Below are 11,917 nucleotides of genomic sequence, written 5' to 3'. Positions count from 1 at the left end.
CGCTGTTTCAACCTCAGAGCGTGTAAATAGATGCTGACCTCATCCTGAGGAGCCGCGCGCACTTTCGCGCGGCGTCTCGAAGGATGGCAGCAAGCGATGTGCCAGATGGTTCGAGACGCGCGCAGGGCAGCGCAAGGGCGCTGCCGGACGCGCTCCTCACCATGAGGGGACGGGTGTCGTCCTCAGGCGTGCTTCTCCACATTCGCGATTCTCGCCGGCACCCCGAACTCCTTCCGGCACACTTCGGCCAGCACCGCGACGCCCTCGCGGATCTGCTCGTGCGAGGGGCTTGCGAAACACAGCCGTAGCCGGCTGCCGGCATAGGCCTTGTCGGTGGACCATTCCGGTCCCGGATTGATGGCGACGCCGGCCGCCAATGCGGCCTGATAGAGTTTCAGCGTGTCGACATTGTCGGGAAGTTTCACCCACAGGAAGATGCCGCCCTTGGGATCCTCGAATTCCGCCGCTGTGCCGAACTGTTCGTTGAGTGCTTCCATCAGCGTCTCGAGCTTGGCGCGCAGGCCGCGGTTGAGTTTTGGTACATGGGTGGCAAAATGCGGCGCGCAGTATTCCGCCAGCACCATTTGCTCCAGTGCGCCGGAACCGGCGTCGGTCTTCAGCGCCAGCATCCGCGACAGCATGGCCCAGGGCGCCACGATGTAACCGACCCGCAGCGCCGGCGCGATCGATTTCGAGAACGAGCCGATGTGGATCACGCCGGCGGTCTTGTCCATCGCGTAAATCGCGGGCGGGCGCTTGCCGTCCCAGATCAGGTCGGCGTAGCAGTCGTCTTCAAAGATCGGCACGCCATATTGCTGCGACAGTTTTAAGAGCTCGGCGCGTCGCGACTCCGGCATGATGGTGCCGGTCGGATTCTGCACGGTCGGAATGGTGTAGATATATTTCGGCGTGACGCCCTTGGCCTTGAGGGCGGCCAGCGCTTCCGCCAGCGCATCCATCCGCATGCCGTTCTCGTCGAGCGGGATGCCGACCATGTTGACGCCGAGCCGGGTCAGCCGGTTCAGCGCGCCTTGATAGGTGTCCTGCTCGGTGATGATGGTGTCGCCGCGCGCCAGCAGCGTCGCGTTGACGAGATCGAGCGCCTGCAGCGAGCCGGAGACGATCAGGATGTCGTCGGCGGCGCAGTCGATGCCGGCGTCGCGCTTGAGTTTTGTCGTGAGGAATTCGCGCAGGGGGCGGTACCCCTGCGGGCCGCTGGCGAGCCCGTAGGTGGCGAGCGTCCTGCCCTCGCGCCTGAGCACGGCATTGACGGCATCGGCCAGCTCATCGACCGGGACCTGGTCCGGATCGTTGTTGCCACCGACGAAACTGTACTTGGCCAGGCCCGTCCACTTCGCGGCCGGCGCCGGCAATCCGGCCGGAAGCAAGGGTGCGAAGTCGAATTGCGCTGAGGTCATGGACGTCATCCCCGTTTGATTTTCTTGGGTTATGGCCGGATGTCCCGGGTTTGCCGGAGGGCTGGTTCTTGCCGGTTTCTTGCCGGTCACCTTCACAGGCCGGCGCTGGATCGTAAAGGCCCGGACACGCCGGGGCTTCGGTGGGTATCGCGGTCCGGGAACTGGCGAAATTCGGCCCGACCGCGGCCGGCCGGGCTTGCGCCGCGGGGCCGGGAGATGATCGACATATCAGCCAGAATCGCGGGAAAGAACCGGCCGGTCCGGATGCGACACATTACTTGTTTGACGTTGACGCCCCGGCCTTTAGGTTGCGGCGAGGGGAAGGCCGGATTTATGCACGAGCTTATTCGCGATATCACTTTTTGCATCCTGTTCGCCTGGGGCATCGGCCTTCTGGCCCATTTTTTCCGCCAGCCGCTGATCCTCGCCTACCTTATCGCCGGGTTCGTCATTGGTCCATTCGGCATGAGCTGGGTCAAGTCGCAGGAATCGATCGCCGTCATTTCCGAACTCGGCCTGATCTTCATGTTGTTCATGATCGGGCTGGAAATCGACCTGAAGAAGATCGTGCGGGCCGGCCGGGTGATCCTGTTTGCCGCCGGCGGCCAGCTGGTCGGCGCCTGTGTGCTCGGCGTCGTGTTCTTCATGGGCATCGGCCTCGGCGGCTTCGACACCGTGTATCTCACCATCGCCTGCGCGCTCTCCTCGACGGTCATCATCGTCAAGGTGTTGTACGAGAAGCGCGAGCTCGACACGCTGCCCGGCCGCATCACGCTCGGCGTGCTGGTGCTGCAGGACATCTTCGCCATCCTGTTCCTTGCGGTGCAGCCGAGCCTCGCCGACCTCCAGGTCAGCGTGATCCTGCTCTCGGTCGGCCGGGTCGGCGTGCTGGTGGCGACCGCTTTGGTGCTGAGCCGCTACGTCCTGCCAAAACTGTTTCACCAGATCGCGCGCCGTCCCGAACTGATCCTGCTCGGCGCGCTGGCGTGGTGCTTCCTGATCGGCGAGATCGCCGAGCGGCTGCATCTGTCGCGCGAAATGGGATCGCTGGTGGCGGGGGTGTCGCTGTCGACCTTCCCCTATGCGCTCGATGTCACCGCCAAGGTCACCACGCTTCGCGATTTCTTCATCACGCTGTTCTTTGTCGCGCTCGGCATGACGATCCCGATCCCGAGCATGGGGGTGATCTGGCTCGCGCTGGTCATCGCAGCCTTCACGGTGATCAGCCGCGTGGCGACCACGTTCACGCCGCTTTATTTGATGAAGCAGGGCCTGCGCGCCAGCCTGCTGCCGGCGATCAACCTGGCGCAGATCAGCGAATTCTCGCTGGTCGTGATTCAGACCGGCGTCGTCGCCGGGCACATCCAGACCCAGACCGCCAGCGCGGTGTCGTTCGCCTTCGTGATCCTGGCGGTGCTGAGCACGTTCGCGATCATGCGCAGCGACCAGATCACGCGGGCCTCGATCGGTCCCTTGAAGCGGATCGGGATCCGCGATCTCGATCATGTCCATGCGCATGATGCCGGCCACGAGGAGGGGCACGGCGAGGCGAGGCGGGTGGTGATCCTCGGCTTCTTCCGTGCCGCCAGCGCGCTGCTGAGCGAGATCGAGCGGCGCAATCCGGTGTTCCTCGATCAGCTCACCGTTATCGATTTCAATCCGAACGTGTTCCGCACCCTGGCGGATCGCGGCCTGCACGTGATCTATGGCGATATCAGCAACGTCGACACGCTGGTGCATGCCGGCGTCGGCAAGGCCGAGCTCATCATCCTCAGTGTGCCGGATTCGCTATTGAAGGGCGCCGATAACGAAAAGCTGGTCCGCCACGTTCGCACGCTCAATCCGACTGCCAAGATCGTCGCCACCGCCGACCTGTTGGCCGACGTCGCCGATCTCTACGCCGCCGGCGCGGATTACGTGACGGTAACCCGGATCAGCGATGCCCAGGAACTCTACACCGTGATCGAAGCCGCCGCCGCCGGCCTCTTGGACGACAAGCGCGCGGAAATGGACGCGCAGCTCGCCGAACGCAAGGAAGTGCTGCCGTAAACCCGCTCCCCGCTTGCAGGGAGTGCCACGCCGACGCTGTGGCTTCAGATGCGGAACTTATGCCCAGTTGCACCTTGCGTTTTGGGCGTCGATGGGTTTTAAGCCTCCTAACTTCATCACCGCAGGCATGAACGAGAAGCGCGCTGCGTGGTTTTTACCGCGTTCCGGACCGAGTTACTTAAGCATAGTCCGCGCGCTCCAGATCCGTTCCATCCCCCACACATAAAGGAATTTACGATGGCCAAGATGACCAAGAATCAGTTGATCGATGCAATTGCCGAGGGCACCCAGGTTTCAAAGGGAGACGTCAAGGCCGTCATCGAGCAGATGGCAGTCGTCGGTTACAAGGAGCTGAATGAATCCGGCGAGTTCGTCATTCCCGGTTTCGCCAAGATGTCGGTCGTGAACAAGCCCGCGACTGAAGCCCGCGCCGGTATCAATCCCTTCACCAAAGAGCCCATGCAGTTCGCGGCCAAGCCGGCCAGCAAGTCCGTCAAGGCGTCGCCGCTGAAGGTTGCCAAAGACGCGGTGTGAAGACGGCGTAAGGTTTCCGGCAAATTGTAGCCCGGATGGAGCGCAGCGTAATCCGGGGCCGTCGCAAGATGATGCACTTACCCCGGATTGCGCTGCGCTCCATCCGGGCTACTGCGTGAATCCGACTTCTACAAACTGCTCTCCTGCGCCATCGCATCCCTGAACGCCGCGCGGCGTCGCGCGACAAAGCCGGCGATCAGGATGGCTGCGACCGCGAGCCAAACCGTGACCGCGATCGGGCTTTCCAGGTAGATCCAGGGATCGCCCTGGCTGAGAAACAGCGCCTCGCGAAAATGCTTTTCGATGTTGGGGCCGAGGATCAGACCGACCACCAGCGGCGCGAGTTGGAATTTCAGCTTGTTGAAGGCATAGCCGACGATGCCGGCGCCGAGCAGCACCCAGACGTCGAAGACGCTGTTGCGGACGCTGTAGGTGCCGATCACTGACAGCACCAGCAGCAGCGGAATGAACAGGAAATGCGGGATCCTGAGCAGGCTGACCCAGACCCCGACCATCGGGATGTTGAGCAGCAGCAACATCACATTGCCGATATAGGCCGAGGCGATCAGGCCCCAGAAGATTTCCGGATGCTGCGTGATCAACAGCGGCCCGGGCTGGATGCCCTGCACCAGCATCGCCGAGATCATCAGGGCCGCGATCGGCGTGAAGGGGATGCCGAGCGCCAGCAGCGGCACCAGCGAGGCAGTGGCGGCGGAATTGTTGGCGGCCTCCGGTCCGGCGACGCCCTCGATCGCGCCGGTGCCGATCTCGGCGGCGTATTTCGATGTGGCCTTCTCCAACCGGTAGGCGGCAAACGAGGCCAGTGTCGCTGCCGGCCCCGGCACCAGGCCGAACAGGAATCCCAAAAAAGTGCCGCGCAGCCAGGACGGCACCGCGCGCTTCCATTCGCTGCGGGTCGGCAGCAACTGGCGCATCGATACCGACTCAGGTTTGGCGGCGGCATGAACCCGGTCCTCGATCAGCAGCATCAATTCCGCAAAGCCGTAGAGCCCGACCACGACCGGCACCAGCGACACGCCTTCGGCGAGTTCGGGCAGGCCGAAGGTAAAGCGGGTTTCGCCGGTGACGGCCTCCTGGCCGACGGTGCCGAGCATCAGCCCGAGCGTCATCGGCAGCAGCGCGGACGCCAGCGTGCCGCCGGATATGCGCGACATCACCACCAGGCCGCCGGCGGTGAGCGCAAAGAATTCCGCGGGGCCGAACAGGATCGCGACATTGGCCAGCAGCGACGAGAACATCATGACGCCGATCACGGCCAGCGTGCCGCCGACGAACGAGCCGACCGCGACGATGGTCAGCGTGGCGCCGGCGCGGCCCTTCCTGGCGAGCTGATAACCGTCGATCGCGGTGACCACGGACGCGGACTCGCCGGGAATGTTGAGCAGGATCGCGGTGGTCGAGCCGCCATACATCGAGCCGTAAAAAATGCCGGCCATCATGATCAGGCCGGCGGTCGGATCGAGCGAGAAGGTCAGGGGCAGGATCAGCGCCACGCCGGCGACCGGGCCGAGACCCGGCAGCACGCCGATCGCCGTGCCCGCGAACGCTCCGGCGAAGGCGGCGAGCAGGTTGGCGGGCGTCGCGGCGATGGAGAGGCCGTAGAGCAGGCCCTGCAGGGAGTTCATTGTTGCTTTCTTCCTTCACCTCTCCCTTTGGGAGAGGTCGGCGCGCAGCGCCGGGTGAGGGGTTACTATCGAACGATAGACCGTACCCCCTCACCCCAACCCACTCCCCATGGGAGAGGGCGCGCACCGTTTCCTTGGCAAAAATCTAAAACAGCCACGGCTTCAACACCCCCGCGGGCATCTGCAACTTGAGCAGCCGCACGAAGAACACCTCGATTATCAGCGCCATCGCCACCGCATAGAGCGACAGCCGCATCACCGATTTGTCGGGATCATCCGAGAGCAACCACATCGTCGCCAGCAGAAACAACGCCGAGGCGATCATGTTGCCGAGCAGCGGTATCGCCAGGAAGTAGAGTGAGAACGCGGCCATCACTTTCAGCAGCCGGCGCAGATCGGCGCCGGCAGGCAGCGAAAATGTTGCGGGCATCGGATCGCCGGCGCCGCCATGCTTCTCCAGCAGCACCGAGATCGCCGCGATCGCCAGCAACAGGCCAAGCGCGATCGGGAAGATCGCGGCGCCGGGCTTGTGCCAGCGCCCCATCGACAGCGTCTGCCAGGCATCGATCGCGTAAACCGCCGCCAGCAGCAGCGCCAGCACGCCGACGATGCGTCGCGCCGGCGGCAGCCGGAAGCTGTTGGCGGTCACTTGTCGTCGTCCAGGAACTTGATGACGGCGCGGAACTTGCCGTCGTAGTCCTCAAGCTCCTTCTTCATGTCGTCGCCAAATTTGGGATCCCATGTGTAGCCGTTGGTCCTGAGGAAGGTCTTGAATTCGTCGCTCGCGACGATGATTTTGGAGGCCGCCATCAGTTTCTCGAGCACCGGCTTCGGCAGGCCGTTCGGCGCGATCACGTAATAGCCGACCGGAAACGTCTCTTTCCATGGCGTCTCGCCGATCGGCCTGGCGTCCGGCAGCAGGTCGTATTTGCCCTGCTGAAACACCGCGAGCACGCGCAGCTTGCCGGCGTCGATCTGGCCCTTCATGCCCGGTGCGAATCCGACGGTGCCGTCGACCCGTCCGCCCAGCGCCGCCAGCGTGGCTTCGCCGCCGCCGCCGGTGAACGGTACCGTGACGATGCGCAGGCCGGCGAGCTTGTTGAACTGCTGGACTGCAATGTCATTGATGGAACGCAATCCGGACACCGAAACCTTCAGCTTGCGCGGATTGGCGCGGGCCTCGGCGATGAAATCGTCGAAGGTTTTCCAGCGGGAATTCGCCGGCACTGCCAGGATCGCGGGCAGGTCGGAAAGCTTGGCGATCGACTGGTAGTCATTGGCCGATTTCCACGCCAGGCCCTTCATTTCCAGCGGCTGATAGGCCAGCGAGGAAGTCGAGCCGAGCCCGATCGTGTAGCCGTCAGGCGCGGCGCGGATCACCGCCCCGGTGCCGATGGTGGCCGAGGCCCCGGGCTTGTTCTCGACGATGACCTTGACCTTGAGTTGCTTCTCCAGCAGCTCGGCATATTTACGGCTGATCGGATCGGTGGAGCCGCCGGGCGCGTAGGGCACGTAGAAGGTGATTTCACGGGTCGGCCATTCGTCGGCGGCCTGCGGGGAGGTTGAAAATCCGGCCGACCCCGCCAGCAACGCGACGGCGGCCAATGCCGCCCGACGGAAATTCAAGCAAAACTGCATGATGTTTCTTCCCGATGCCTGCTTGTTGTTTTTTTGCGGCACCCGACCATGACGATCGAGACCGGACCTCGTCAACGATTTTTCCAGCCCGGCGCGCCGCCGCAGGACGGTCCGCGCTGCCCCTCCGGCGCCGTTCTGCCCTGCGCAATGATGCTGGCGCGGGGTCCCAAGTCCGGTTAACAAGTCCGGCGAACAAGTCCGGCTGATGCTGCCCGGCACCAAAGCGAGACGCATGAAAATGGCCGATCCGATCCAGGAAGTTCTGCAGGCTTTTGCCAATGGCGAACTCGTCGTCGTCACCGATGACGACGACCGCGAAGGCGAGGGCGACCTGATCGTGGCGGCGTCGCTGTGCACCTCCGAAAAGATGGCGTTCATCATCCGCCACACCTCCGGCATCGTCTGCGCGCCGATCACCACCGAAGATGCCCGGCGGTTGCGGCTCGATCCGATGGTGGCGCACAACGAGTCCAACCACACCACCGCCTTCACGGTGTCGATCGACTACAAGCCGGACAACGGCACCGGAATTTCGGCCGAGGAACGCGCCTCCTGCTGCCGCGCGCTGGCCAATCCGAACGCCGGCGCCAATGATTTCGCCCGGCCCGGCCATATCTTCCCGCTGATCGCGCGCGACGGCGGCGTGCTGCTGCGCTCCGGCCATACCGAGGCCGCGGTCGACCTCTGCAAGCTCTCCGGCCTGCCGCCGGTCGGCGTCATCTCGGAGTTGATGAACGACGACGGCACGGTCATGAAGGGCGAGCAGGTGGCGAAGTTCGCCGCCACCCACAAGCTCAAGCACGTCACCATTGCCGACATGATCGCCTATCGCCAGGCGCGCGAGAAACTGATCGAGCGGGTCTCGACCTTCACCACCGAAAGCCCGATCGGCCTGCTGCAGGGCTACGCCTATCGCTCGCCGTTCGATTCCATCGCGCATGTCGCGTTCGTCTATAACGGCATCGGCGACGGCAAAAACGTGCTGACGCGCTTTCACAAGCCCAATATCGTCAAGGATATCTTCACCGGTCCGAAGCGCATGCAGGCGGTGCTGGAACACTTCAAGAAGAACGGCAGCGGCGTGCTGATCTATCTGCGCGACGGCGCCGCCGGCGTTCCGGTCGCGCCCTTGCCGGAAGACAAATCCGCCGAAGCCGACCGCAACAAGCAATGGCGCGAGGTCGGCGTCGGCGCGCAGATCCTGCGCGATCTCGGCGTCACCTCGATCCGTCATCTGACGTCGTCGGTGCACGACTACAAGGGGCTGTCCGGTTTCGGCATCGAGATTCTCTCCAACGAGCAGCTTGAAGGCTAAGGTTGTGATTTCAGGCCGGTTGTGCGACCCGGAATGACGCAACGGTAAACACCCAATCCAATTGCGCTTGGCCTCATAGCGCTCTATTTTGTCGGCCAAATGCGTAAGGATCGAAAGGAATTCTCATGAGCGTGCGCCCTCAGACCAAGGACAAGCCGGCTTCGGTCGAGTTCCAGTGGGACGATCCGTTCATGCTCGACGAGCAGCTCACCGAAGACGAGCGCATGATCCGCGACACCGCGCGCGCCTATGCGCAGGACAAGCTGTTGCCGCGCATCACCAAGGCCTATCTCGACGAGAAGACCGACCGCGAGATCTTCAACGAGATGGGCGAACTCGGCCTGATCGGCATTACCCTGCCGGAAGAATATGGCTGCGCCAATGCGAGCTACGTCGCCTATGGCCTGGTGGCGCGCGAGATCGAGCGCGTCGATTCCGGCTATCGCTCGATGAATTCGGTGCAGTCCTCGCTGGTGATGCACCCGATCTATGCCTATGGCGACGAGAACCAGCGCAAGAAATACCTGCCCAAGCTCGCCACCGGCGAATGGGTCGGCTGTTTCGGCCTGACCGAGCCGGATGCCGGCTCCGATCCCGGCGGTATGAAGACCCGCGCCGAGAAAACCTCGGACGGCTACCGGCTCACCGGTACCAAGATGTGGATTTCCAACGCGCCGATCGCCGACGTGTTCGTGGTGTGGGCCAAATCGGCCGAGCACAACAACCAGATCCGCGGCTTTATTCTCGAGAAGGGCATGAAGGGGCTGTCGGCGCCGAAGATCGGCGGCAAGCTCTCTCTGCGCGCCTCGGTGACCGGCGAGATCGTGATGGAAGGCGTCGAGGTTCCCGAGAGCGCGCTGCTGCCCAACGTCTCCGGCCTGAAGGGACCGTTCGGCTGTCTCAACCGTGCCCGCTACGGCATTTCCTGGGGCGCGATGGGCGCCGCCGAGGACTGCATGCACCGTGCGCGGCAGTACACGCTCGACCGCAAGCAGTTCAACCGCCCGCTGGCGGCGACGCAGCTGGTGCAGAAGAAGCTCGCGGACATGCAGACCGACATCGCGCTCGGCCTGCAGGCCTCCTTGCGGGTGGGGCGGCTGATGGACGAAGGCAAGATGGCGCCGGAGATGATCTCGATCGTCAAGCGCAACAATTGCGGCAAGGCGCTCGACATCGCGCGGATGGCCCGCGACATGCACGGCGGCAACGGCATCCAGATCGAATACCACGTGATGCGCCACGCGCAGAACCTGGAAACCGTCAACACCTACGAAGGCACCCACGACGTCCACGCGCTGATTTTGGGCCGGGCGATCACCGGCATTCAGGCGTTTTCGTAGGCTCAACACACTCCGACCTCATCCTGAGGAGCCCGCGCCTTAGCGGGCGTCTCGAAGGATGGCCGCGCGACAGATCTTGCCCGATGCTTCGAGACGGCCCCACGGGGCCTCCTCAGCATGAGGGTTCGGTGGGAAGCGCGGCGTACCACACAGGCAGCCCCATGGCCGACAACGACGACATCCCGTTCAACCGCGACTTTCCCCTGAAACCCGGGGTGGTCGAAGAAGTCCGCCCCGGCGTGCGGCGCGTGCTCTGCAATAATCCGAGCCCGTTCACCTTTACCGGCACGGTCAGTTACATCGTGGGCACCGGCAAGGTCGCGATCATCGATCCCGGCCCGGACGATGAGGCCCATGCGGCGGCGTTGCTCGACGCCGTGCGCAATGAGACCGTGACGCATATCCTGGTCACCCATACCCACCGCGACCACTCGCCCAACACCACCAGGATCAAGGCCGCCACCGGCGCCACCGTCTATGCCGAGGGTTCGCATCGCGCTTCGCGGCCGCGCTACGAGAGCGAGAAGCACAATCCGGAATCCGGCGCCGACCGCGACTTCAAGCCGGATATCGAAGTGAAGCACGGCGACACGATCGAAGGCGCCGGCTGGGCGCTGGAAGCGGTGGCGACGCCGGGCCACACCGCCAATCATCTGGCATTCGCCTGGGCCGAGCGAAAGATCAATTTCGTCGGCGATCACGTGATGGGCTGGTCGACCTCGATCGTGGCGCCGCCGGATGGATCGATGGTCGATTACATGGCATCGCTGGAAACGCTGGCGGCGCGCGACGAGGATTTGTATTTTTCCGGTCACGGCCCGGAAATTCCGGATGCCCAGCGCTATGTGCGTTTCCTGACCAGGCATCGCCACGCGCGCGAAGCCTCGATCCTGCATCGGCTCGCCAAGGGCGAGGCGGATATCCCGACCATCGTGCGCGCGGTCTATATCGGCATCGATCCGCGACTGACCAATGCCGCCGGCTATTCCGTGCTGGCGCATCTGGAAGATCTGGCCGGGCGCGGCGTGGTCGCGACCGATGGCGATCCGGTGATCGGCGGAAATTATCGGTTGGTGTAGCTGTCATTCCGGGTTCGCGCTGACGCGCGCCCCGGAATGACGGCCGTCAGCGTTCCTTCTTCACATTCTTCGCCTGCGCCTTGGCCGGCGTCTGCGGTTTCTTCACCGCCGGCTTGGCCTGGTCGGCGGCTGTGTTGATGTCCTCGATCAGTTTGGTCACCCGCGCGGCGTTGCTGCCGAGGTCGCTTTCGAAATAGCGCGACGAGGAGCGGATATCGACGCGCGAGCCTTCGCCGTCCGGCTTGATGCGGATCGAGACGTCTTCGCGAAATCCCATGATCGGCGTTTGCGCGATCGCCTCGATGCGGCCGTCCCGGCGCGGCTGCGGCGGGCGCTCGTCGACCACGCGCCATTTGCGCTTGTTGACCAGCGCGAGCGTCACCTCATAGGCCCGAAGCGCGGGGACCTCGAGTTCGACGGTTTCGACATCGGGATAGGCCAGCCGCTGCTGCTCGGCGGAATAGAGCCCGGCATAGACCGCGGGGTTGGCGCCGTCGCCGCTGCGCAAGCGCGCCAGCGCCTCGAAGCGCGGCGGATCGATCGGGTCGGTGGTGATGTCGTGGATCTTCGGCAGCTTGCGGTATTGCAGGCCGAGATAGGCGGGATAGGCCAGCACGACCGCGCTGATCATGAACGCCAGCAGGATGCGGCCCATGCCGCGCGATCCATTCTGCCAGATCGCGGCGAAGGCGGCGAAGCCCGTCAGAATGGAAAGCACCGCGCAGGCCAGCGCGCCGAAAAACGTCGTGAGCGCCGGTTTGACCTCGAGAAAACCGAAACGGACGATGGCGATGGAAACCAGCACGGCGACCACCGAAAACACCGCGAGATTGCGCGCCCATGTGGCGAGGCTGGACACGGGCTCCGACTGATAGGGAGCGGAAAACCTGCGGGCCAT

Annotated in this window: 10 protein-coding genes; 5 read left to right on the top strand and 5 right to left on the bottom strand. The window is 63.9% G+C overall.

Going from position 1 to position 11,917, the window contains the following annotated elements; genetic code table 11:
* Nucleotides 1–182: 182 nt before the first annotated feature.
* Nucleotides 183–1,418, bottom strand: a complete 1,236-nt coding sequence (locus tag Q7T45_RS21545) for a PLP-dependent aminotransferase family protein (protein WP_304873400.1) — start codon at nt 1,416–1,418, stop codon at nt 183–185.
* Nucleotides 1,419–1,751: 333 nt separating this feature from the next.
* Here Q7T45_RS21545 and Q7T45_RS21540 point away from each other — a divergent pair, with 333 nt between their 5' ends.
* Nucleotides 1,752–3,467, top strand: coding sequence for a cation:proton antiporter (locus Q7T45_RS21540; RefSeq protein WP_304873398.1), 1,716 nt, complete (start codon nt 1,752–1,754; stop codon nt 3,465–3,467).
* Between the two features lie 237 nt (nt 3,468–3,704).
* Nucleotides 3,705–4,001 (top strand): HU family DNA-binding protein, encoded by a 297-nt coding sequence (locus Q7T45_RS21535; protein ID WP_304873396.1) that lies wholly within the window; start codon nt 3,705–3,707, stop codon nt 3,999–4,001.
* Nucleotides 4,002–4,129: 128 nt separating this feature from the next.
* On the opposite strand, the gene Q7T45_RS21530 is transcribed toward Q7T45_RS21535, so the two are convergent.
* From Q7T45_RS21530 to Q7T45_RS21520, 3 genes are all read right to left on the bottom strand, one after another.
* Nucleotides 4,130–5,647 (bottom strand): tripartite tricarboxylate transporter permease, encoded by a 1,518-nt coding sequence (locus tag Q7T45_RS21530; RefSeq protein ID WP_304873393.1) that lies wholly within the window; start codon nt 5,645–5,647, stop codon nt 4,130–4,132.
* A 145-nt stretch (nt 5,648–5,792) separates the two neighbouring features.
* Nucleotides 5,793–6,296 (bottom strand): tripartite tricarboxylate transporter TctB family protein, encoded by a 504-nt coding sequence (locus Q7T45_RS21525; protein WP_304873391.1) that lies wholly within the window; start codon nt 6,294–6,296, stop codon nt 5,793–5,795.
* Nucleotides 6,293–7,285: a tripartite tricarboxylate transporter substrate binding protein gene (locus Q7T45_RS21520; RefSeq protein ID WP_304873390.1), complete on the bottom strand. Its 993-nt coding sequence runs from the start codon at nt 7,283–7,285 to the stop codon at nt 6,293–6,295. The genes Q7T45_RS21525 and Q7T45_RS21520 overlap by 4 nt, the downstream gene beginning before the upstream one ends.
* 238 nt (nt 7,286–7,523) lie before the next feature.
* On the opposite strand from Q7T45_RS21520, the gene ribB reads away from it, so the two are divergent.
* From ribB to Q7T45_RS21505, 3 genes are all read left to right on the top strand, one after another.
* Nucleotides 7,524–8,600: a 3,4-dihydroxy-2-butanone-4-phosphate synthase gene (gene ribB, locus Q7T45_RS21515; RefSeq protein ID WP_304873387.1), complete on the top strand. Its 1,077-nt coding sequence runs from the start codon at nt 7,524–7,526 to the stop codon at nt 8,598–8,600.
* Between the two features lie 125 nt (nt 8,601–8,725).
* Nucleotides 8,726–9,940 carry an acyl-CoA dehydrogenase gene (locus tag Q7T45_RS21510; RefSeq protein WP_304873386.1) on the top strand — a complete coding sequence of 405 codons (1,215 nt, stop codon included), beginning with the start codon at nt 8,726–8,728 and terminating at the stop codon, nt 9,938–9,940.
* A gap of 161 nt (nt 9,941–10,101) precedes the next feature.
* A complete protein-coding gene (locus Q7T45_RS21505) occupies nt 10,102–11,019 on the top strand; it encodes an MBL fold metallo-hydrolase (RefSeq protein WP_304873385.1) in 918 nt (305 codons plus the stop codon).
* A gap of 46 nt (nt 11,020–11,065) precedes the next feature.
* Here the strand turns inward: Q7T45_RS21505 and Q7T45_RS21500 are convergent.
* Nucleotides 11,066–11,917 (bottom strand): DUF1499 domain-containing protein (locus tag Q7T45_RS21500; protein ID WP_304873383.1); only part of this gene is annotated, 852 nt, incomplete at its 5' end.

Source organism: Bradyrhizobium sp. (assembly GCF_030646015.1).
Lineage (GTDB): Bacteria > Pseudomonadota > Alphaproteobacteria > Rhizobiales > Xanthobacteraceae > Bradyrhizobium.
This window is presented reverse-complemented; position numbering and strand designations above follow the sequence as displayed.